We start from the raw sequence: 21,356 nt of genomic DNA, 5'->3' as shown, positions 1-21,356 counted from the left end.
GGTCTTGCAACGCTACGTCCCTCATGGCCGTAGTCGGTAAAGCATCATGCCATAACGCCAGGCGCGGCTCAGCGGCGCTGCCAGGTCTGGTAGCGATAAGCCGGTAGCGCGTCTTCGGCTGCGTGCACTTCCTCCACCAGGCACTGCCAGTCGGCGAGCGGCACATCAGGGAAGAAGGCATCGCCCTCGGGCTGCAAGGCCACGCGGGTCAGGTACAGGCGTTGCGCCAGCGGCAATGCCTGCTGGTAAAGCTGCGCGCCGCCGATCAGCATCAGCTCGTCGACAGCCTGTTCGCGTGCCCACTGCTCGGCCCGAGCCAGCGCTGCCGTCAGGTCGGCGAACACCTCGGCACCCGGTAACTGCAGGCCGGCCTGGCGACTGACCACCAGATTGAGGCGCCCCGGCAGGGGACGGCCCAGCGAATCCCAGGTCTTGCGCCCCATGATCACCGGTTTGCCCAGGGTCAGGGCCTTGAAATGGCGTAGGTCGGCCGGCAGGTGCCAGGGCAACTGGTTATCGCGGCCAATCACGCGGTTTTCCGCCAGAGCGGCAATCATGCACAGGGGGAGCGTCGTCTTCATGGCGGCAGCATAGCGGCGGCCATGGCGGCACAGCAAGCCAGCTCACTGGCACAGGGCATTACGCCCCTGCTCCTTGGCCCGGTACAGCGCACTGTCTGCCTGCTGCAGTGCTTGTGCCAGACTCAGCTCGGCAGGCCGGGCGACATAGGCCAGGCCGATACTCAGGGTCAGCACCTCGGCCACCTCCGACCCGACATGCGCCAGGGCCTGCGCCTGGATGGCCTGGCGCAGCGCCTGCAGCCGTTGCTCGGCCTCGACCTGGCTGAGGTCATACCACAGGCCGACGAACTCTTCGCCACCAAAACGTGCCAGCATGTCCAGCGGCCGCCGCGCATAGTCCTGCAGAACCTGCGCCACGGCACGCAGCGCCTCATCTCCTGCCGCATGCCCGTAATGGTCGTTGTAGCGTTTGAAATAGTCGACATCCAGCAAGGCCACTGCCAGTGCCTTGCCTTCGCGCAGGGCGAGTCGCCAGACGCGCTGTGCCTGCTCGTTGAAGGCTCGCCGATTAAGCAGCCCGGTGAGGAAGTCGCGCTCGGCCACTTCACGCAACAGCTGCTGGCCCAGGAAGTTTTCCCGCGCGGCATATTCCATGAAATAGCAGCCTACCGAGCCGATCAGGTTGGCGGTGGCCAGGAAGAACAGGTTGTACAGCAACGGCTCGCCCGCCAGGCCGACGTCCAGAGCCACCCAGACATAACCGGCAAACACCAGCCAGCCACACAGCACGGCGGTGCGAAAACGTAACCCGGTGAGAAAGTAGAAGAAGAAGGTCGCGAGGATGATGCCCTCGTAAGGCAAGGCCACGCCCTCACGCTGGGCCAGCCAGATGATCGCATTGACGCCCAACCCACCGACCAGGGTAATGCCGCCCCCCAGCCATTGCAGATGGCGACGCACCGCGGGCAGGTAGCTAAGCAGCCAGGCCAGGCTGATCAACGGCACCAACAGACCCAGGCGCACCCCCAGCACTGCCTGGCGCACACCATCCGGCAGGGTCAGCACATCCGGCACGACGAACAGCAACATGAGCAGCATGGCCACCAGGAAAGCCCCGCGCATGCGGCGCAGGAACTGCCGGTTGTGATACTCGGCAAACTCCGCCTCCAGGGCGCCGGCAAAGGCCAGACGGCGGAAGCCCGCCTGCAATTGCAGCAGATAGGGCGATTCGGCGTGCACCTGGGACAGATAAGCCGGTTTCATCCTGGCTCCATGATCATGGCAGCCCGCAGGCTGTCTTTTTTATGCCAGTGTAGGCCTAGCCGCCGTCGGGCGAAACCTGCCCAAGGGCAGGAGGCACAGGTATGCTTGCCGGAACTCTCGTCAGGGATCGCGCCTTGAACCCGCTTGCCAACCTCTCTCGCCTGCAACGCCTGTGGCTCTGCGAAGCCGTGCGCCTGCGTGAAGAACAGGCCGGCCTGCTCGATGACAGCGCCATCGTCCGCCAGCTGCGTCATGAAGCGCTGGATTTGCCGCAGCGCATCGAACAGCGTGCACTGCGCCTGGCCGCGCGCGACGGTCAGGCCAGCGCTCTGCAACACGCCGTGCAGGGCGCACGCCTGGCCCTGCTGTTGCTCGCCGTGCTGGCCGTGGCGGGCGGCTTCAGCATGGCGCTGGCGGCCCTCGGTGACGGCCTGCGCCCGGTCAACCTGCTCTGGGCACTGGGCAGCCTGCTCGGCCTGCATCTGCTCAGCCTGCTGCTCTGGCTGCTGGTCACTGCCTGTCTGGCGCAAGGCCCGGCGCCCAGTGGCCAGTTGTGGCTCTGGTTGAGCGCGCGCCTGGCCCGCGATGCCCAGGCCGCGCAACTGGCTCCGTCACTGTTGCTCCTGCTGCAGAGCCAGGGTCTCAACCGCTGGCTGTTTGCCGTGCTCAGTCACACGCTGTGGCTGCTCCTGCTCCTCGGAGCGCTGGCTGGCCTGCTGCTGTTGCTGGCCAGTCGGCACTACGGGTTTGTCTGGGAAAGCACCCTGCTGGACAGCAGCCACTTTGTCCGTGGCATCGAACTGCTCAGCCGGTTGCCGGCTCTGCTGGGTTTCCCGGCACCGCCGCCGGCGCTCATCCAGACCAGCGGCGGCCAGGCGCTGGTCGATGAGGCCAGTCGCCAGTTATGGTCGCTGTGGCTGCTCGGCCAACTGCTAACCTTCGGCCTGCTGCCCCGCCTGGCCCTGCTGCTGTTCAGCCTGGCCCGCCTGACCAGCGGCCTGCGCCGCCTGCAGCTAGACCTGCAACTGCCGGCCTATCAACTGCTCGCCGAACGCCTGCAACCACGCCATGAAACCCTCGGTGTACTCGACGCCGCGCCGCCACCACCACTCTTGAGCAGCCACCACGCAGCCCAGGTCGGTCAAGGCCGCCTGCTCTGCGCCGTGGAGCTGGACCCCGAGCGCCCCTGGCCACCCGCCGGGCTGGCGGCAGATATTCCCTGCAGCGCCGTACTCGACAGCCGCGAACAACGCCAGCAACTGCTCGAGCAACTGGCCGCCCGACCACTGAGCCGCCTGCTGATTGCCTGTGATGCCCGGCGTTCGCCAGACCGGGGCAGCCTGGCCTTGCTCCGCGAGCTGGCCAGCTATGCCACGGCCAGCTGCGTGTGGCTGTTGCCCGGCGAGGACCCGCAGCGCCTGCTCGACTGGCAACAGGCACTGCAGGCCGCCGGCCTGCCCTGGCAGGCACAGCACGAACTGCCACGCTGGCTGGAGCACAGCGATGCGTGAGCCGATCCGCCTGGCCGTGGTCGGCCACACCAATGTTGGCAAGACCTCGCTGCTGCGTACCCTGCTGCGTGATCGCCAGTTTGGCGAGGTCTCGCACCGCCCGAGCACCACCCGGCATGTCGAGGGTGCACGCCTGTCGGCCAATGGCCGGGCATTGCTGGAGCTGTACGACACCCCCGGCATGGAGGACGCCATCGCCCTGCTCGAACTGCTCGACCGCCAGGCCGCTCAGGCACCGCGCCAGGACGGCCCGACACGCATCAGCCGCTTCCTTGACAGCAACGAAGCACGCCAGCGTTTCGAGCAGGAAGCCAAGGTGCTGCGCCAGTTGCTGAGTGCCGATGCCGGGCTGTATGTCATCGACGCCCGCGAGCCGGTGCTGGCCAAGTACCGCGATGAACTGGCCATCCTCGCCCTGTGTGGCAAGCCGTTGCTGCCGGTGCTCAACTTCAGCGCGGTCGACACGCCGCGCCAGCTGGCCTGGCGGCAAGCCCTGGCGCGCCTGGGTCTGCACGCCCTGGTGTGCTTCGACAGCGTGACGCCACCCGCCGATGGCGAGCAACGCCTGTACCAGAGCCTGACACTGCTGCTGGAGAAGGCGCGCGAGCCTCTTCAGGTATTGCTCGACGACCTGCGGCTGCAGCAACAGCAACGCCAGCAGGCCGGCCTGCGGCTGATTGCCGAACTGTTGCTGGACTGTGCAGCGCTACGCCGCCGCGCCGCCAGCCAGGAAACCGAGCGTGTCCTGCAGCAGCTACAGGACAGCGTGCGCCAGCGCGAGCAGCGCTGCGTGGACGCCTTGCTGCAGCTGTATGCCTTCGACAGCAGCGACGCGCAGGCCGAGGCACTGCCACTGCTCGACGGACGCTGGGGTGACGACCTGTTCAATCCGGAAACCCTGCGCCAGCTGGGCATTCACCTGGGTAGCGGCATGGCCGCCGGCGCCGCAGCCGGGGTCGGCGTCGACCTGCTGGTCGGCGGCATGACCCTCGGTGCCGCGGCCGCGCTCGGCGCCCTGGCCGGTGGCGGCGTACAAACCGTGCGCAACTACGGCGCACGCCTGCTCGGCAAGCTCAAGGGACAGCGCGAACTGAGCGTGGACGACAGCATCCTGCGCCTGCTGGGCCTGCGCCAGCTACAGCTGCTCAGTGCCCTGCAACGTCGCGGACATGCTGCCCAGCAGCCGCTACAGGTACAGGTCGAGCCGGCGCACTGGCAGCAGGGAAAACTGCCCGCTGCTCTGCAGCAGGCGCGCGCCCACCCACAGTGGTGCAGCCTGGATACACCTTTCAATCCCGCCCAGCCACGTCGCCAGGCGGCCTTGCAGCAGCTGCAGGCAGACCTATCCGCCCGCCACGCCGGCTAGAGCGCTTTCTCGAAGACCTGGGAGTTGCGCTGATAGTTGTACAGGGAGGCGCGCGCCGCCGGCAGGCGCTCGACACTGCTGGGCACGAAGCCGCGCTCGCGAAACCAGTGCGCGGTACGCGTGGTCAGCACGAAAAGTGTCTTCAGCCCCAGCCCCCGGGCACGCGTTTCGATGCGTTCCAGCAACTCGTCACCCCGTCCGCCATGCCGATACTCCGGGTTGACCGCCAGGCAGGCCAGTTCGCCCGACTGCGAGTCGGCAATCGGATACAGCGCGGCGCAGGCAATGATCAGCCCGTCACGTTCGACAATGCTGAACTGTTCGATCTCGCGCTCCAGCACTTCCCGTGAGCGACGCACCAGAATGCCCTGGTCTTCCAGCGGGGTAATCAGCTCGATCAGCCCACCGACGTCCTCGATGCTCGCCTCGCGCAGCGACTCGAACTGCTCCTGGTCGACCAGCGTGCCGCCACCATCACGGGTAAACAGCTCGGTGAGCAGCGAGCCGTCGGCCGCATAGCTGACCAGGTGGCTGCGCTTGACCCCGGCACGACAGGCCTGCGCCGCGGCATCCAGCAGCTCGGCCTGATAGTTGTGGCCAAGCCGCGCCAGATGACCCGGCACCTGCTGCGGACGCAGCTCGCGCACCAGCCGCCCCTGTTCGTCGAGCAGGCCGGCCTCGCTGCCGAACAGCACCAGCTTGTCGGCCTGCAGATCGATCGCCGCGCGCATGGCCACGTCCTCACAGGCCAGATTGAAGATTTCCCCGGTCGGCGAGTAGCCCAGCGGCGACAACAGCACGATGCTGCGCTCGTCCAGCAGGCGGCCGATGCCCTTGCGGTCGACCCGGCGCACCTCACCCGTGTGGTGATAATCCACGCCATCCAGTACCCCGATGGGCCGTGCGGTGACGAAGTTGCCACTGGCCACGCGCAGCCGGGCACCCTGCATCGGCGAAGCGGCCATGTCCATCGACAGGCGTGCTTCGATGGCGATGCGCAGTGAGCCGACAGCGTCGATCACGCACTCCAGAGTCGGGCTGTCGGTAATCCGCAGGTCGCGGTGATAACGCGGCGGCAAACCGCGCGCCTGCAGGCGTGCTTCGATCTGCGGGCGCGAACCATGCACCAGCACCAGGCGCACGCCCAGGCTGTGCAGCAGCACCAGATCGTGGACGATATTGCCGAAGTTGGCATGGGCAACCCCCTCGCCGGGCAGCATGACCACGAAGGTGCAGTCACGGTGGGCGTTGATGTAGGGCGAAGCATGGCGAAGCCAGTTGACGTAGTCGTGCATGAACAATCCATTTGACGCAGCGTTGATTCAGCCCACGACGGGGCGCGACGAACAGCGACAGGCAGGCCTCATCGTCGCGCTGCCGGCAGGCTGGCCGGGGTCAGGCAATAGTGGCTGATCAGTTGACGCAACAGCTGGACGGTCGGCGCGATGCGCGCCAGTTGCAGGTACTCACCTGGCTGATGGGCGCAGGCGATATCGCCCGGCCCCAGCACCAGGGTCTGACAACCCAACTGTTGCAGGTAAGGCGCCTCGGTGCCGAAGGCCACCGCCTCGGCGGCATGCCCGGTGAGGCGCTCGGCGAGGCGCACCAGCTCACTGTCAGCCGGCTCCTCGAAGGGCGGCACACCGGGAAACAGCGGCCCGTAGTCGATACGCACCTGATGCTGGTGGGCAATCGGTTGCAATTTCTCGCGAATCGCCGCACGCAACCACTCGGCATCCATACCCGGTAGCGGGCGCAGGTCGAACTCCAGCGAACACTGCCCGCAAATGCGGTTGGGATTGTCGCCCCCATGGATGCAGCCGAAGTTGAGCGTCGGCTGCGGCACGGAAAACTGCGCATTGCGAAAGGTGTCCTGCCACTGCCCGCGCAGCGCGCGCAGCGCACTCATCGCGTCATGCATGGCTTCCATGGCATTGCGGCCCAGGCTGGGATCGGAGGAATGACCGCTTTGCCCGAGGATGTCGATGCGCTCCATCATCACCCCCTTGTGCAGGCGAATCGGCCGCAAACCGGTCGGCTCGCCGATCACCGCGGCACGCCCCAGGGGGCGGCCAGCGTCCGCCAGGGCCCGCGCGCCACTCATCGAACTCTCTTCATCACAGGTGGCCAGCACCAACAGCGGCTGCTGCAACGGCTGGCCCTGCAAGCCACGCACGGCCTCGATGACCAGCGGAAAGAAACCCTTCATGTCGCAAACGCCCAGGCCGACCCAACGGTCGCCCTGTTCGCTCAGGCGCAACGGGTCGCTCTGCCAGAGCGCCGCGTCGAAAGGTACGGTATCGGAATGTCCGGCCAGTACCAGGCCACCCGGGCCACTGCCCAGGCTGGCCAACAGGTTGGCCTTACCCGGTGCTACCGACTGGATCTCGCAACTGAAGCCCAGCTCGCCCAGCCAGGCGGCCAGCAGCTCGATGACCGCCAGGTTGGACTGATCCCAGCCAGGCTGGGTGCAGCTCACCGAAGGCGCGGCGATCAGCGCAGCGAATTGTTCCTTGAGGGGTGGTAGCGACATCGGCGCTCTCCGCGAGTGATGGCCCATGATAGGGCGATCACTCGCGCCGAGGAAACCGCCAATCAGGTGAAGATGCTGCGCAACACGAAGAAGAACACGATCGACAGGAAAGCCCCTACCGGCAGGGTGATAACCCAGGACATGAAGATCGAACCGATCACCCCCAGGTTCAGCGCACCAATACCGCGCGCAATGCCTACCCCCAACACCGCACCCACCAGGGTGTGCGTGGTGGATACCGGCAGGCCGATAGCCGAAGCGCCGACCACCGTCGTCGCAGTAGCCAGTTCAGCGGCAAAGCCACGGCTCGGCGTCAACTCGGTGATTTCCTTGCCGATAGTAGCGATCACCTTGTAGCCATAGGTGGCCAGGCCAATCACGATACCCACCGCACCGAGCAGCAGCACCCAGCTCGGCAGCGCCGCCTTGGCACCGACTGCTTCGCCACCGGACTGGATCACCCCGACGATGGCTGCCAGCGGGCCTACCGCGTTAGCCACATCGTTCGAGCCATGGGCAAAGGCCATGGAGCAGGCGGTAAAGATCATCAACACGGCAAACACTTTCTCCACGCTGGCATAGTGGAAGTCCTTGTCGGCTTCGGCATCCACGCGAATACGACTCAGCAGGGCCACACCCAGCAGCATCACCGCCACACCAATCCCCACGGCCAGCAGGAAACCCTCGAAAGGCGACAGGTTGAGGCCGATATGCTTGAGCCCCTTGGTTACCGTCATGATGCTGACCATGAAGCCGGTGGCAAACATGTACAGGGGCACGAAACGCTTGGCATTGAGGAACGGGTTATCGGTATCGATGATCAGCTTCTGCACGCTGACGAAAATCCCGAAAGCGACCAGGCCGGAGAGCACCGGCGAAACGACCCAACTGGCGACGATGGGGCCAACGCCCTCCCAGTGCACCGCGTCCATGGAGATGCCCACGGCGGCAAAACCGATGACCGCACCGACAATCGAGTGCGTAGTGGATACTGGCCAGCCACGTGTGGAGGCAATCAGCAGCCAGGTACCGGCAGCCAATAGCGCCGACATCATGCCCAGCACCATCAGCTGTGGCGGGATGACCGACGCATCGACAATGCCACTCTTGATGGTTTCGGTGACTTGCCCGCCCGCCAGGTAGGCACCCGCGAACTCGAAGACCATGGCGATGATGATCGCCTGCTTGATGGTCAGTGCACGTGAACCCACCGAGGTACCCATGGCATTGGCTACATCGTTGGCGCCGACGCCCCAGGCCATGAAGAAACCGAACAGGCAGGCGAGCACCAGGAGTACGAGGCCGTAATCCGCGATAAGAGTCATAACAGTTAAATCCGTAATAGCCAGAAAGAACACTGGCGCTTAGCGCGCCAGCAACTGTTCCAATCGGTTGCCGACGCGCTCGGCGCGATCGGCCACATCACCGACCCAGTCGATGATCTTGTAGAGAAACATCACGTCGACCGGAGGCAGTTCCTTTTCCAGCGCATAGAGGGCACGACGCACCTCGATTTGCATGCGGTCGGTATCCCGCTCGATAGCTTCCAGCTCCTCGACCATGGACTCCACCAGGGTCGCTTCACGACCGCCAAAACCGGTCTCCAGCAGCTCATCCAACTCGTTCATGGCCTTCAGCGCCTGCGCGCTGGCATCCACGGCACGTTTCACATAGGCCAGCATCTGCGGCTGCAGGCTATGCGGAATATGCATCTGCCGGCCGAGCATCAGCCCGGCAATGTCCTTGGCGCGGTTGGCAACTTTGTCCTGTACACTCAGCAGCTCCAGCAAGTCCGAGCGCGGCACGGGCAGGAACAGGCTCTTGGGCAGGTGCAGACGCACGCTTTTCTTCAGCTTGTCGGCCTCGTGTTCCAGGCGCGCCATTTCCTGCTGCACCTGTTCGACCTTGGCCCAGTCAGCGGCCATCACCGCCTCGAAGAAGGGCACCAGGTTGGCGGCACATTCGTGCGCCGTGGCGATATGACGCTGCATCGGCCCGATGGGCGAGCGACCGAACAGGCTGACAAAGGGATTGATTGGCATAAGAGGGCAAGCCCCGCTATTGAGAAGGGCGCAAGTATAAAGCTCGCCCCCAGGCCTCGCCAGCAGGCTGTAACCTGACGTTAACACTTTATTTGCAGGCAAGACCTCGACCACCATGGGCAAAGAAACCGAAATCAAACTGCGCGCCAGCCAGGCCACCCTGCAGACGCTACGTGATCATCCGCTGCTGAAAAAACGCAACAAGTCCGGCTGGCAACGGGTCGAACTGTTCAACCAGTACTACGACACCGCCGCCCGCGACCTGGCGCACGCCCGCGTAGCGCTGCGCGTACGGCGTGATGGCGAACAGTTCATCCAGACCCTGAAAAGCCGTGGCAACAGCGTGGCCGGGCTATCCGAACGCAACGAATGGGACTGGATGCTGGGCAGCGCGCAGCTCGATCTGACGCTGCTCGACGACAGCTGCTGGCCGGCCAGCCTGGCCAACCTGGACAAACGCCAGCTGCAGCCAATCTTCCGCACCGACTTCGTCCGCGAGAAGGCGGAAATCGCCTGGGGTCGCGGCAAGACGCGGGTGGTCATCGAGGCCGCCCTTGACCAGGGCCAGGTGATCGCCGGCAGCCAGAGCGAGGCCATCAGCGAGCTGGAACTGGAACTGCGCCAGGGTGAACCCGCCGCCCTTCTCGAGCTGGCCGTGGAGCTGGCGGCCAGCCTGCCGCTGATGCCCTGTGATATCAGCAAGGCCGAACGCGGCTACCGCCTGTTCGACGCGGACAGCTACGACAACCTACCCACACTGCCCAGCCTGAGCGCCGAGTGCAGCCTTGACCAGGCCTTTGCCGAGCTGGCCTGGCACCTGCTGGGCAGCAGTCAGCGGCTGGCCGAGCAGTACCGGCATAGCGGCCACTGGCGCCAGCTGCAGCATTGGCTGCAACAACTGATCGACCTGCGCGCCCTGCTCGCCAGCCTGGGCCAAGCCGCCCCCCGCAGCAGCAGCCGCATGCTGCGCGAAGGCCTGGATGCCCTGCTCGCCGACTGGCGGCCACGCCTGCAGGCCGGCGGCGAAGATGAACAGGTGCGCCAACAGGCGGTGGCGCAGTTCGCCGCAGAGCTGCAGGATACCCGCTGGGGCCTGCTCTCCCTGCAGCTCTCGCAATGGCTGTGGCTGCGCGCCTGGACCGTCAACCGCACGGCCCGCGGTACCCGCCAGGGCCAGGCCGCCCTGGCCAGCTGGCTGCCCCGCCTGTTGAGCGAAGAAGCCGGCGAACTGCGCCTGCCACGCTACCTGCACGAACCGGCCGCGCTGGCCGAACAACTGCCCCGCCTCGACCGCCTATGTGCCTGGCTGCGCCTAGCACGCGGCACGCTGCCCCTGGAGGAGAGCGACCGCCTGTATGGCGAGCTGCACAAGCTGCAACAACTGGCCGCCCAATCGAACGCCGACAACGAGCAACGTCGCCTGCAGGCGCAGACTGTGGCCGGCCTCAAGGCCTGGAAGCAACTGACCCGCTAAGCTGGCGCGGCGCACCGGCACAAGGAGTTCGCATGTCCAACCTCGCACCCACCGCGCCCGACCGCTGGCTCGACCTCAACGACCTGCTGCGCCTGCTGGTCGAGCAGGGCCGGCTCAGCCCGGCCAATGCCGAGCAGTGCCTGAACCTGCGCCGCGCCAGCAGTGCCGCCAGTGCCCAGCACCCGCTGGAATTCATCGCCGCGCAACAGCTGGACGACCTGGCCCACCCCGGCCGCCGCCTGGAACTGGAAGGACTGACTCTGTGGCTGGCCGAACTGGCCGGCCAGCCCTACCTGCGCATCGACCCGCTAAAGATCGACGTCGCCGCCACCACGGCACTCATGTCGCATGCCTTCGCGCAACGCCACAAAATCCTCGCCGTAGCGGTGGACAGCGAACAGATCAGCATTGCCAGCGCACAACCCTTCGTCAGCAGCTGGGAAGCCAACCTGGCGCATATCCACAAGCGACCGATCCACCGGGTGGTGGCCAATCCTGCGGATATCCAGCGATTTACCAACGAGTTCTACCGCCTGGCGCGCTCGGTCAGCGGGGCCAGCAGCAACGAACAGAAAATCACCGGCATCGGCAACTTCGAACAGCTGCTCAGCCTCGGCGCCAGCGATCAGGAGCCGGATGCCAACGACGCGCATATCGTCAATATCGTCGACTGGCTGTTCCAGTACGCCTACCAGCAGCGCGCCAGCGACATCCACATCGAGCCGCGCCGCGAGCAGGGCAATGTGCGTTTCCGCATCGATGGCGTGCTACACAACGTCTACCAGTTCCCGCCGCAGGTCACCATGGCCATGGTCAGCCGCCTGAAAACCCTCGGGCGCATGAACGTCGCGGAAAAACGCAAGCCGCAGGACGGCCGCATCAAGACCAAGACCCCGGACGGTGGCGAGGTGGAGCTGCGCCTGTCGACCCTGCCCACCGCCTTCGGCGAGAAGCTGGTGATGCGTATCTTCGACCCCGAGGTGCTGCTCAAGGGCTTCGACCAGCTGGGCTTTTCCGCTGACGACCTGCGCCGCTGGCAGAGTATGACCAGCCAGCCCAACGGCATCATCCTGGTTACCGGCCCCACCGGCTCGGGCAAGACCACCACCCTGTACACCACGCTCAAGCAACTGGCCACCGACGAAGTGAATGTCTGCACCATCGAAGACCCCATCGAGATGATCGAGCCGGCCTTCAACCAGATGCAGGTACAGCACAATATCGACCTGAGCTTCGCCAGCGGCGTGCGCGCGCTGATGCGCCAGGACCCAGACATCATCATGGTCGGCGAGATCCGCGACCTGGAAACCGCGGAAATGGCCATCCAGGCGGCACTCACCGGCCACCTGGTGCTGTCGACCCTGCACACCAATGACGCGCCCAGCGCGATTAGCCGCCTGCTGGAGCTGGGCGTGCCCTACTACCTGCTCAAGGCCACCCTGCTCGGCGTCATGGCGCAGCGCCTGGTACGGACCCTGTGCCCACACTGCAAAGCCCCGCAGGAGCTGAATGGTGAAGACTGGCAAGCGCTCACCCGCCCCTGGAGCGCGCCGCTGCCAAGCAGCGCGCAACGCGCTGTCGGTTGCCTGGAGTGCCGCGATACCGGCTACCGAGGGCGCGCCGGGGTCTACGAAATCATGCTGTTGTCGGACAGCATGAAGCAGCTGATCCAGCCCGACACCGATATCAGCGCCTTGCGCCGCCAGGCGTTCAAGGAAGGCATGCGCAGTCTGCGCCTGTCCGGCGCACAGAAGATCGCCGCCGGACAGACCACCATCGAGGAAGTGCTGCGCGTCACCCCGCAAAGCGAGCAGCGCTGAGTAGGCTGCTGGCCATGTGCCAGGCAGCGACTAGACTGCAAGGCACCTTCCCGTTTGCCAGGTCGCCATGTTCGCTGCATGCCCCCTTCACCGCCGGCTGGCCAAGCTGGCCTGCCTGCTGGTCTGCCTGGTGGCCGGCCCGGCCGAAGCACGCGTGGACGTCAGTCAGGCAAATAGCGGTTATCTGGGGCTCCAGCTGTACCTGGGACCCGCCAGCGGCAAGGATCTGCAGACACTCAGCCAGGCGCAGGCCAGCGGTCAACTACAGCGTAGCCAACAGGCCGTACCGCGCTTTGGCATAGGCGCACCCGCGCAATGGCTGTACCTGCCACTGCACAACCCACAACCGTTACCCGTGCAACGCACCCTGCAAATCGGCGAGGCCTGGATCGACGAACTGGATCTCTACCTGCTCGACCCACAAGGCGTACTGCAGCATGTGCAGGCCGGTGACGGCCAGCTGGATCGCCAACAGGCCAGCCCAGGCATGGGGTTCCTGCTCGATGTGCAGATTCCCCCCGGCGATAGCGCGCTGTACCTGCGCGTCGCTACCGCTGATGCGTTGATCCTGCCGATGCGCCTGCTCGACAGCCAACAGGTCGCCCTGGCACAACAGCTCAGCCAGTACAGCTATGGCGCCCTGTACGGCTTTCTGCTGGCACTGATCGCCTATAACCTGATGTTGTATGCCGGCCTGCGCGAAACCAGCAACCTCTACTACTCGCTGTACCTGGCCACGTTCATCCTCCTCAACCTGTCCTACACCGGCCATGCCGGAGCCTGGCTGTGGCCGGATTCGCTGTACCTCAAGCGCTACTCCACCCTACTGCTGATGATGGCCCTGGCCTGGACCGGCTTGCGCTTTGCCCGGCACTTTCTCGACCTGGCCAGCCACGCACCGCGCCTCGACCAGGCCCTGCGTCATGGCAGCCGCCTGGCCGTGCTGCTGCTGATCCTTTGCGTACTGGCCGACTGGCACGCCCTGGCCAATCACCTGGCCTTCGCCAGCGTGCTGCTGTACACCCTGCTGATGGTCGCCGCAGGCTGGCTCAGCCTGCATCATGGTCGCGTTGCCGCACGTTATTTCCTCGCCGCAACGCTGTGCGGCATGCTCGGCACGGCACTGACCGACCTGGCCGTGTGGGGGGTGATCCCCTTCAACCCACTGACCTATCGGGCCGTCGACCTGGGCATTCTGCTCGAAGCCAGCCTGCTGGCGCTGGCCCTGGCCTACCAGATGCGCCAGCATCAGCAGGCCCGTCGCCAGGCAGAAAGCCTTGCCCGCCAGGACCCGCTGACCGGGCTGCTCAATCGCCGTGCCTTTCTCGAACAGGGCCAGCAACTGTGGCAGGACAGCCAGCGCAGTGCACGCCCGCTGGCGCTGATCATGCTGGACCTGGATCATTTCAAGCAGATCAACGACCAGCACGGTCACGATGTCGGCGATGCCGGCCTGCTGGCTACCGCGCGCCTATTGACTGCGCGCAGTCGACCCGATGACCTGCTGGCCCGCTGGGGAGGCGAAGAGTTCCTGCTACTTCTGCCCAATACCCAACTGGATGATGCACAGGCCCTGGCCGAGCGCCTGCGCGAAGCATTGCTGGCGCAGCCGCTGCGCTGTGGCAACGCCCGGCTGACCCTCAGCGCCAGTTTTGGCGTAGCCGTACGCGCCCAACAGGCCAGCCTGGAACTGCTCATCCAGGCCGCCGACGAACGCCTGTATTGCGCCAAGCAAAGCGGACGCAACCGGGTTTGCGGGCCCGCTGCTCAGCCGGGCTGCTGCGCCATCGGGCTGGCCGCACCAGCCGACAAATAGCAGACCCTGTCACGCCCGCTGCTCTTGGCCTGGTAAAGCGCTTCGTCGGCACGCTGCAACAGGCTGTCCAGACTCTCACCGGCCACGCACTCGGCCACCCCGGCACTCAGACAGTGCTGGCGACCACTGGAAAAGCCGTGATGGCGCACCTGCGCGACAATCCGCTCGGCCAGTTGCTGGGCCTGCGCCCCGCTGGTTTCCGGGCACACCAGCAGGAATTCTTCGCCCCCCCAGCGCCCCAGGCAATCGCCCAGACGCACGCACCCCTGCAGCAAGGCTGCCAGCTCACGCAGCACCCGATCGCCGACCAGATGCCCCAGCTGGTCATTGACCTGCTTGAAATGGTCGAGGTCCAGCATGATCAACGCCAACGGGCGACCATGGCGCTGGGCCTGCTCGAAACATATCTGCGAACGGCGATTGAGCTCGCTGCGATTGGCCAGGCCGGTCAGCACATCGGTGCTGGACTTGTGTTGCAAACGGCGATTGAGTCGCCGCAAGCGACGAATCCAGAACAGGTTGCTGAGCAACACCAGGGCAAATACCAGCGCCACCTGCGCGGCCAGCCGATAATTGGTGGGCGACTCGATACGGATGGGCACATGGCGATTGACGATGGCATTGACCTCGGCCGGCGTCAGGCTGGCAATCGCCAGGTTGAGTAGATCACGCAACAGCGGCTCGCTGTGCAGCACGCCAATACGGAAGAGGTTATCGAAACCTTCCACCTGGCCGGCAATCTTCAGGTTGAACCAGCCTTCCTGCTTGATGGTATAGGCGGCCACGGTCAGTGAACGCATGGTCAGTTCGGCTTCACGCTGATTGACCAGTGACAGCGCCTGCGCCTCGTTCTGCGTATGGACGATCTGCAACCCGGGGTACTGGCGGCGCAGGCGCTCCTCGATCGAGGTACCGCTGGGCAAAGCCACCCGTGCGCCAACCAGCGCCGCAAGATCACGCACCGGCGGATACTCCTCGCGACTGATCAACACATTGACGTCGTTGAACAAGGGCTCAGTGAATAGCAACCAGGCATCACGCTCCGCTGTCTGGTTGAGAAAGCTGAGCAACTGGCAGCGTCCAGCCTGCGAGGCCGCCAGCGAAGCCTCCCAGTCGACCGTGGGCAGAATTCGCAGGCGCAAGCCGGCGCGCTCGGCGACCAGGCGCAGCAGGTCGGCAGCAATCCCCTGATGCTCGCCACGCGCATCGATGATCTCGAACGGCTGCCAATCCGGGTCGACACACACGTTGACTTCTGGATTGCTGCGCAGGTAGTCGCGCTGCGCCTCAGTCAGTGGCAACGCAGCATTCAGCGGCAGGCTGAGCAAAAGCAGAGAAAGGACGAGGAGACGCAACGGACACCTGCGACAGGAAAAGGTCGGTCATGGCAGAGTCTAGCCAGTCGGCGGGCGGCTTGTCGCCTGCCCGCTACGTACCCGCAGCCAGCACACGCGCGCTGCGCCGGCAACTCAGCGTAAGCCGGCCAGCTGCTGGGGCTTGCAGTTGAAGTAGGCCGCGTTACGTGCCCAGGCCTGACGCGGATGCCAGGCAAACAGGAATTGCCCGCCCTTGAGCTTGTCGACCACCATGCGCGCCACTTCCGGACGCACCGCCGGACAGCCCAGGCTGCGCCCAATGCGCCCCTGGCTTTGCGCCAGCCGCGGATCGACGTAAGGCGCCCCGTGAATGACGATGGCTCGTTCGCGGGCACGGTCGTTGACCCCCGGTTGCAAACCATCCATGCGCAACGAATAGCCATGCTTGCCGTGATAGCTCTCAGCGGTGCGGAACAGGCCCAGGCTGGTCTGATAGCTACCCAGGCTATTGGAAAACTGCGTCGCGTAGTTCTCCCCGGAACGCCGGCCATGCGCCACGTAGTCGCGCAACAGGACGCGCTTGCGCTGCAGGTCGAAGAGCCACAGGCGACGCTCGGTAGAAGGACGGGAATAATCGATGACGGCCAAGCGCTGCGCCGCCGGCTGGCCATTGTTCACCGCACACTGCATGGCCGCCAGGGCATGCCGCAGGACTTCGCGATCCAGCCCCGGTGCCGCACGCGACAGCTCGTTGAATAGCGGCGAGGCCGCCTGCCGCACATTGCTGGCAGCCTGTGCAGGCAGCCACAACAGGCCGGACAGGGCCAGACAGCCGATGAATTGGCCGAACAAACGGATCATGCGTGGAGAGCCCCAGAAAAAAGACGCGCCGTGACATCCTGTCTTGTTGGTCTAGTTGCTTATACTTCATGGCAGCGCGGCCCTGCACCAGCAGGCCCGTCACTGTGCCACGGATTGGAGCGAGCGATTGTACAAAAAACATGCAGCCTGCCTAGGGCTACTGGTCGGTTTACTGCTTCCAGTATCCCTGCTGGCCAATCAACAGGCTACCCAGGATGCCCTGCGCGAGGCCTTTTCCGGCCACGCCACGGCTTGTACTGCGGCGCTGCCGGCTGTGGCCCTGCAGGCTCCCGGCCTGCTTCACGAGTTCTATGCCCAGCGACAATTTGTCCCGCTCTGGCAAGACGCGGGCCGTCGCCTGGATCTGCTGCATGAACTGCAGCAACTGGCTGACGACGGCCTCGATCTTACCCCCTACCAGCTTTCCCTGCTGCAAGCGCAACTACAGCGCCAGGCTGACAGCCAGGCCGAGGCGTGCGCCGAGCTGCTGGCCAGCCACAGTTACCTGCTGGCACTCCAACACCTTTACCAGGGGCGCCTGCCGCTTGAGCAGCGCGAGAGCCTGTGGCGCGCGGAAAGCCTGCCTGCCAGCACACGTCCCAGCCTGCTGAGCATTGCCTGGCAAGGCCTGGACAAGGTAGCCAACGCCTTTGCGGCCGCCCGCCCCAGCCAGCCGCACTATCTGCAACTGCGCCGCGCCTATGCCAGCCTGCGCCAACAGAGCCCCGCAGAGTGGCCGCTCATCGAGGCCGGACGCCTGCTCAAGCCAGGCATGCACGACCCGCGCATCCCTATCCTGATCCAGCGCCTGCAGGCCGACGGCTACCTGCCCGCCGATACGCCCAGCGCGACCTTGTACAGCGAAAGCGTGGCCAGCGCCGTACGCCAGTTCCAGCAACTGCATGGCCTGCAGGACGACGCCATCATCGGCGCCGACACCCTGGCGGCCCTCAACCAGCCGTTCGCCGCGCGCCTTGAGCAGCTGCGCGCCAACCTTGAACGCTGGCGCTGGCTGAGCGCCGAGATGGAGCCTGACCTGCTGCTGGTGGACATCGCCGGCGGCCTGCTCAGCTACTACCAGGGTGGTCAACTGCAATGGCAGGGGCGTACCCAGGTCGGCCGCGCCGTACGCCAGACCCCGCAGCTCAAATCACGGGTCAACCGCCTGACCCTCAATCCGACCTGGACCGTCCCGCCGACCATCCTGCGCGAAGACAAGCTGCCGGAAATTCGCCGCGACATCGAATTCCTCGCGCGCAACGACCTGCAGGTACTCGACCAGCAGGGCAACCTGCTGGAGCCCTACTTCATCGACTGGCAACGTCCCGGACCGATCATCCTGCGCCAGGCCGCCGGGCCGCGGAACCCACTGGGCAAACTGGCCATCCGCTTCCCCAACCCGTTCTCCGTATACCTGCACGACACCCCCAGCCAGCGCCTGTTCGAGAAATCACCACGCGCGTTCAGCTCCGGCTGCGTGCGGGTCGAAGGCATCCTGCAGTTGCTCCCGCTGCTGCTTGACGAAGCGGAGCGCGCGCCACTGGCTGCACGCCTGGACAGCGGCAAGACCAGCCAGTACAACCTGCGCCAGCCGGTCACTATCCTCATGGCCTACTGGACGGCAGCGGTGGATGAACAAGGGCGGCTGATCCTGCGCAAGGACATCTACGCACGCGATGCCCAGCTATCGGCCCGCCTGCGCCAGGCCCACTGATCGAGGACGCGGCGAAGCAGGCCCAGTGCCAGCATATGCGCCGCGCTAGACTGCCTATCAACTAGTTACAAGGAGTGTTGCCATGGAGCTTGCCAGTGTCGTTTTTCTCTTCGTCGGGCTTGCCATCGCCATTATTTTCATGGGGTTCAAGGTCGTCCCGCAGGGCGACCAGTGGACAGTCGAACGCTTCGGTCGCTACACGCACACCCTGCGTCCCGGACTGAACATCATCATCCCGGTGATGGATCGTATCGGCCGCAAACTCAACGTCATGGAAACCGTGCTGGATGTACCGCCCCAGGAAGTGATCAGCGCCGACAACGCCATCGTGCAGATCGATGCGGTGTGCTTCTATCAGGTGATCAATGCCGCGCAGGCCGCCTATGAGGTCAACAACCTCGAACACGCCATCCGCAACCTGGTGATGACCAATATCCGCACCGTACTCGGCTCCATGGAGCTGGACGCCATGCTCAGCCAGCGCGACGCGATCAACGAGCGCCTGCTCAAAACCGTGGACGAAGCCACCGCCCCCTGGGGCATCAAGATCACCCGCATCGAGATCAAGGACATCAGCCCGCCCGCCGATCTGGTCGAAGCCATGGCCAGCCAGATGAAGGCTGAACGACTCAAGCGCGCGCAGATCCTCGAAGCCGAGGGCAAGCGCGCCGCGGAAATTCTCACCGCCGAGGGCGAGAAGCAGGCGCAGATTCTCAAGGCCGAGGGTGAGCGCCAGGCAGCCTTCCTCGAAGCCGAGGCCCGCGAGCGCGCCGCGCAGGCGGAAGCCGAGGCTACGCGCATGGTGTCCGAGGCGATTGCCCAGGGCAATGTGCAGGCAGTCAACTATTTCGTCGCGCAGAAATACGTGGACGCCCTGGGCAAGCTGGCCAGCGCCAACAACAGCAAGGTCGTGCTGATGCCGCTGGAGGCCAGCCAGGTGATTGGCGCAGTCGGCGGTATCGGTGAGATCGTCAAGGCCACCTTCAACGCGCGGGAAGGTCAGTAAGCATGCTTGAGTACTTGCAGAACCTGACATTCTGGGACTGGCTGGCCTTCGGCACCCTGCTCCTGATCCTCGAAGTATTCGGCACCGGTGGCTACCTGCTGTGGATGGGCATTGCCGCAGCCGGCGTTGGCCTGCTCGGCTACCTGTTTCCCGAACTGCCCTGGGCGGCGCAATACATTCTGTTCGCGCTGTTTTCGTTGTGCACCGCCATCGTCTGGTGGCGGCGCCAGCGCAGCAGCCAGGCCCGCAGCAGTGACCAGCCCGGGCTTAACCAGCGCGGCAGCGAACTGCTCGGACGCACCTTCACCCTGCATGAGGCGATAGTCGCCGGGCATGGCAAGATCAAAGCCGGCGATAGCCTCTGGCTGGTGGCCGGGAACGACCTGCCAGCCGGTGCAACGGTACGCGTGGTCAGCCAGCAAGGCGTGATCCTACACGTCGAAGCCTGCTGACCTCTCACTCTCTTGGCAAGGAGCCACCATGCACGACCCCATCCCTCTGCTGCGCGCCATCTTCATCGCCGCCATTGCCTTCAACCTGTTCTGGCTGGGCGACGATGCCCTACGCACCCTCAGCGGTTTTTCCTTCTACGAATTGCTGCCTGAGCCGCTGATGCGCCTGCTCAGCACCCTGCAAAGCGTGATCTACCTACTGATGAACCTGTTTCTACTGCTCCTGCTGCCCCGCCTGCAACTCAAGCCGGCTGACTGAGCAACTGTTGCTCCAGCGCCAACAAAAACCCCGCCAGCTGGCGTAATGCTGTTCACTTAAGCGGAGCAGCCTTTCGATCCACTGGATAACGGGTCTTTGAGATCTTCACCGTCCTTGGTCTTGATGGCCTTGGACGGTGATCCAGAAACAGCCCACCGATTCCTGCTCTCAGCTCCGACAATCGTGTTCCTGTTGCTGAAATCGGGTTGGCCGCCGCCATCACGATCAATTGCACGGCGATGTATTGAGCTACTGGTTTGAAGCGGATGTCGCCCGGAGAGCGGCCGAAGGCGACGGCTGCCTGACCGGCTTCGCGGCGGATGATGTTGTAGGCCAACAACAAGCCCCAGACCTCCTGGTAGACCAGCTCCGTTACCTTGCTGCGCAGGGTCATCGCATTCTGCTGCAGAGAGCTTTTGATATCCCGGAAGCCCAGCTCGATCTCCCAGCGCTCCTGATACAGCTTGGCGATGGTCTTGGCGCTGTAAGTATCCGCAGGCAGCGAGGTGAGCACTGTCTTGATCTTGTCCTTCACGGCGTAGCTGACTTCACGTACCTCCCAGTGCGTCGGCAGGTCGGGGTTGCGCTTTCGTGCCTGTGCCGACACCTTCATGCGCAGCAAACGATCGCCCTTGCCGTAACGAGCGACTTCCTCGCCAACCAGCCCTTGGCGGGCCGGAATCAGCCAGTGCCGGCTTTCCCCTGCGGCGCCCAGGCGCAACAGCAAGTCGGCACTCCAGAAGCCCTTATCGAACAGCGTCACCGACTGATTGGGAATCTGCTGCATAAACTCATCGGCCAAGCGCATCTCACTGCGCCGGTAGGGACTCACCTGCGCATCCAGAATCAGGTGCGAGCGCACGTTCATCAGGGCTACCAGTCGCAGCATGGGAAACGGCGTCTGGCGCTCGGTGGAGGTATTGCCGGAGCCGAAATGCTCTCGGAGTTCAGGCGTGTCTGGGGTGCGCAGGAGTGCGCCATCCACGGCCAATACTTGCAGGCCCTGCCAGGTATCGCCCTCATAGCGCTCGCAACCCCACTGGTTACCCGTCTGACGAAACAGCCACTCAACCGGATCGGCACCCAATCGTTTACGCGCCTCGGTGACACCGCTTCGGGCCAGCAGGTCGTGAGAGGCCAGCCCCTGGGCACAGATATTCAGGCGTCGTGCGACCTCATGCACCGGCTCGTCACGGAACAAGGCCATGCCAAGCACCAGCCAGAGCACCTGATCGCTGGGCAGACGCCGCCGCCTTATGGTGGCCTGGGCGGACAAGTCCAGAGCGGATGCCACCCACTCGATCGGGATGTTTTGGGTGAAGGTGCTCAGATCCGAGAAGTTGAACAGTTCACCTAAGTCGAGCAGTTGCTGTTGCAGAGACATAAAAAATCCGATGCCAGG

At 64.7% G+C, this 21,356-nt stretch carries 18 protein-coding genes; 9 read left to right on the top strand and 9 right to left on the bottom strand.

All coding sequences use genetic code 11. The annotated features are described in order from the left end of the window. Positions 1–68: 68 nt before the first annotated feature. On the bottom strand, positions 69–557 hold the full coding sequence (locus tag CW360_RS12970; RefSeq protein ID WP_101193985.1) for a dihydrofolate reductase: 489 nt from the start codon (positions 555–557) through the stop codon (positions 69–71). Between the two features lie 66 nt (positions 558–623). Further along, positions 624–1,784, bottom strand: coding sequence for a GGDEF domain-containing protein (locus CW360_RS12965; RefSeq protein WP_101193982.1), 1,161 nt, complete (start codon positions 1,782–1,784; stop codon positions 624–626). A 101-nt stretch (positions 1,785–1,885) separates the two neighbouring features. Here CW360_RS12965 and CW360_RS12960 point away from each other — a divergent pair, with 101 nt between their 5' ends. Together CW360_RS12960 and CW360_RS12955 are read left to right on the top strand one after the other, a co-directional pair. Beyond that, positions 1,886–3,295: a DUF2868 domain-containing protein gene (locus CW360_RS12960; RefSeq protein ID WP_101193981.1), complete on the top strand. Its 1,410-nt coding sequence runs from the start codon at positions 1,886–1,888 to the stop codon at positions 3,293–3,295. Further along, positions 3,288–4,661, top strand: coding sequence for a GTPase/DUF3482 domain-containing protein (locus CW360_RS12955; RefSeq protein ID WP_101193980.1), 1,374 nt, complete (start codon positions 3,288–3,290; stop codon positions 4,659–4,661). Before CW360_RS12960 ends, CW360_RS12955 begins: the two co-directional genes overlap by 8 nt. On the opposite strand, the gene argA is transcribed toward CW360_RS12955, so the two are convergent. From argA to CW360_RS12935, 4 genes are all read right to left on the bottom strand, one after another. Beyond that, positions 4,658–5,956: an amino-acid N-acetyltransferase gene (gene argA / locus CW360_RS12950; protein ID WP_093984866.1), complete on the bottom strand. Its 1,299-nt coding sequence runs from the start codon at positions 5,954–5,956 to the stop codon at positions 4,658–4,660. The genes CW360_RS12955 and argA overlap by 4 nt on opposite strands. 68 nt (positions 5,957–6,024) lie before the next feature. Further along, positions 6,025–7,194 (bottom strand): acetylornithine deacetylase, encoded by a 1,170-nt coding sequence (argE, locus tag CW360_RS12945; protein WP_101193979.1) that lies wholly within the window; start codon positions 7,192–7,194, stop codon positions 6,025–6,027. 62 nt (positions 7,195–7,256) lie between these two features. After that, a complete protein-coding gene (locus tag CW360_RS12940) occupies positions 7,257–8,519 on the bottom strand; it encodes an inorganic phosphate transporter (protein WP_093984864.1) in 1,263 nt (420 codons plus the stop codon). A 39-nt stretch (positions 8,520–8,558) separates the two neighbouring features. Continuing rightward, positions 8,559–9,236, bottom strand: coding sequence for a TIGR00153 family protein (locus CW360_RS12935; protein WP_093984863.1), 678 nt, complete (start codon positions 9,234–9,236; stop codon positions 8,559–8,561). 115 nt (positions 9,237–9,351) lie between these two features. Between CW360_RS12935 and CW360_RS12930 the strand changes: the two genes are divergently transcribed. The 3 genes from CW360_RS12930 to CW360_RS12920 all read left to right on the top strand — a co-directional run bounded on the left by CW360_RS12930 (position 9,352) and on the right by CW360_RS12920 (position 14,346). After that, entirely contained in the window at positions 9,352–10,710 is a 1,359-nt protein-coding gene (locus CW360_RS12930) for a CYTH domain-containing protein (RefSeq protein ID WP_101193978.1), read from the top strand. 32 nt (positions 10,711–10,742) lie between these two features. After that, the gene (gene tfpB, locus CW360_RS12925) at positions 10,743–12,530 is read left to right on the top strand and encodes a type IV pilus assembly ATPase TfpB (protein WP_101193977.1); all 1,788 of its coding nucleotides are present in this window, start codon (positions 10,743–10,745) and stop codon (positions 12,528–12,530) included. 67 nt (positions 12,531–12,597) lie between these two features. Next, the gene (locus CW360_RS12920; RefSeq protein ID WP_101193976.1) at positions 12,598–14,346 is read left to right on the top strand and encodes a sensor domain-containing diguanylate cyclase; all 1,749 of its coding nucleotides are present in this window, start codon (positions 12,598–12,600) and stop codon (positions 14,344–14,346) included. On the opposite strand, the gene CW360_RS12915 is transcribed toward CW360_RS12920, so the two are convergent. Together CW360_RS12915 and CW360_RS12910 are read right to left on the bottom strand one after the other, a co-directional pair. Continuing rightward, on the bottom strand, positions 14,298–15,701 hold the full coding sequence (locus tag CW360_RS12915) for a diguanylate cyclase domain-containing protein (protein WP_101193975.1): 1,404 nt from the start codon (positions 15,699–15,701) through the stop codon (positions 14,298–14,300). The two genes, CW360_RS12920 and CW360_RS12915, sit on opposite strands and share 49 nt — an antisense overlap. Before the next feature lie 114 nt (positions 15,702–15,815). Then, positions 15,816–16,523 (bottom strand): murein L,D-transpeptidase catalytic domain family protein, encoded by a 708-nt coding sequence (locus CW360_RS12910; RefSeq protein WP_093984857.1) that lies wholly within the window; start codon positions 16,521–16,523, stop codon positions 15,816–15,818. Positions 16,524–16,650: 127 nt separating this feature from the next. Between CW360_RS12910 and CW360_RS12905 the strand changes: the two genes are divergently transcribed. The 4 genes from CW360_RS12905 to CW360_RS12890 all read left to right on the top strand — a co-directional run bounded on the left by CW360_RS12905 (position 16,651) and on the right by CW360_RS12890 (position 19,954). After that, positions 16,651–18,237, top strand: coding sequence for a L,D-transpeptidase family protein (locus tag CW360_RS12905; protein ID WP_101193974.1), 1,587 nt, complete (start codon positions 16,651–16,653; stop codon positions 18,235–18,237). A gap of 82 nt (positions 18,238–18,319) precedes the next feature. After that, positions 18,320–19,243, top strand: coding sequence for an SPFH domain-containing protein (locus CW360_RS12900; RefSeq protein WP_101193973.1), 924 nt, complete (start codon positions 18,320–18,322; stop codon positions 19,241–19,243). A 2-nt stretch (positions 19,244–19,245) separates the two neighbouring features. Beyond that, positions 19,246–19,695 carry an NfeD family protein gene (locus CW360_RS12895; protein ID WP_093984854.1) on the top strand — a complete coding sequence of 150 codons (450 nt, stop codon included), beginning with the start codon at positions 19,246–19,248 and terminating at the stop codon, positions 19,693–19,695. A gap of 28 nt (positions 19,696–19,723) precedes the next feature. Continuing rightward, positions 19,724–19,954, top strand: coding sequence for a hypothetical protein (locus CW360_RS12890; protein WP_093984853.1), 231 nt, complete (start codon positions 19,724–19,726; stop codon positions 19,952–19,954). A gap of 52 nt (positions 19,955–20,006) precedes the next feature. Here CW360_RS12890 and CW360_RS12885 read toward each other — a convergent pair whose 3' ends face one another. Next, positions 20,007–21,338 (bottom strand): IS4 family transposase, encoded by a 1,332-nt coding sequence (locus CW360_RS12885; RefSeq protein ID WP_170307333.1) that lies wholly within the window; start codon positions 21,336–21,338, stop codon positions 20,007–20,009. Between the last annotated feature and the right edge of the window lie 18 nt (positions 21,339–21,356).

Source organism: Pseudomonas fluvialis, assembly GCF_002835605.1.
GTDB classification, from domain to species: domain Bacteria; phylum Pseudomonadota; class Gammaproteobacteria; order Pseudomonadales; family Pseudomonadaceae; genus Aquipseudomonas; species Aquipseudomonas fluvialis.
This window is presented reverse-complemented; position numbering and strand designations above follow the sequence as displayed.

Excerpts from the sequence above, each read along its gene's own strand:
- CW360_RS12955 (WP_101193980.1), top strand. The coding sequence starts at position 3,288 with ATGCGTGAGCCGATCCGCCTGGCCGTGGTCGGCCACACCAATGTTGGC.
- CW360_RS12900 (WP_101193973.1), top strand. The coding sequence starts at position 18,320 with ATGGAGCTTGCCAGTGTCGTTTTTCTCTTCGTCGGGCTTGCCATCGCC.
- tfpB (WP_101193977.1), top strand. The coding sequence starts at position 10,743 with ATGTCCAACCTCGCACCCACCGCGCCCGACCGCTGGCTCGACCTCAAC.
- CW360_RS12910 (WP_093984857.1), bottom strand. The coding sequence starts at position 16,523 with ATGATCCGTTTGTTCGGCCAATTCATCGGCTGTCTGGCCCTGTCCGGC.
- CW360_RS12960 (WP_101193981.1), top strand. The coding sequence starts at position 1,886 with ATGCTTGCCGGAACTCTCGTCAGGGATCGCGCCTTGAACCCGCTTGCC.
- CW360_RS12895 (WP_093984854.1), top strand. The coding sequence starts at position 19,246 with ATGCTTGAGTACTTGCAGAACCTGACATTCTGGGACTGGCTGGCCTTC.
- CW360_RS12935 (WP_093984863.1), bottom strand. The coding sequence starts at position 9,236 with ATGCCAATCAATCCCTTTGTCAGCCTGTTCGGTCGCTCGCCCATCGGG.
- CW360_RS12970 (WP_101193985.1), bottom strand. The coding sequence starts at position 557 with ATGATTGCCGCTCTGGCGGAAAACCGCGTGATTGGCCGCGATAACCAG.
- CW360_RS12920 (WP_101193976.1), top strand. The coding sequence starts at position 12,598 with ATGTTCGCTGCATGCCCCCTTCACCGCCGGCTGGCCAAGCTGGCCTGC.
- CW360_RS12890 (WP_093984853.1), top strand. The coding sequence starts at position 19,724 with ATGCACGACCCCATCCCTCTGCTGCGCGCCATCTTCATCGCCGCCATT.
- CW360_RS12965 (WP_101193982.1), bottom strand. The coding sequence starts at position 1,784 with ATGAAACCGGCTTATCTGTCCCAGGTGCACGCCGAATCGCCCTATCTG.
- CW360_RS12930 (WP_101193978.1), top strand. The coding sequence starts at position 9,352 with ATGGGCAAAGAAACCGAAATCAAACTGCGCGCCAGCCAGGCCACCCTG.
- argE (WP_101193979.1), bottom strand. The coding sequence starts at position 7,194 with ATGTCGCTACCACCCCTCAAGGAACAATTCGCTGCGCTGATCGCCGCG.
- argA (WP_093984866.1), bottom strand. The coding sequence starts at position 5,956 with ATGCACGACTACGTCAACTGGCTTCGCCATGCTTCGCCCTACATCAAC.
- CW360_RS12885 (WP_170307333.1), bottom strand. The coding sequence starts at position 21,338 with ATGTCTCTGCAACAGCAACTGCTCGACTTAGGTGAACTGTTCAACTTC.
- CW360_RS12940 (WP_093984864.1), bottom strand. The coding sequence starts at position 8,519 with ATGACTCTTATCGCGGATTACGGCCTCGTACTCCTGGTGCTCGCCTGC.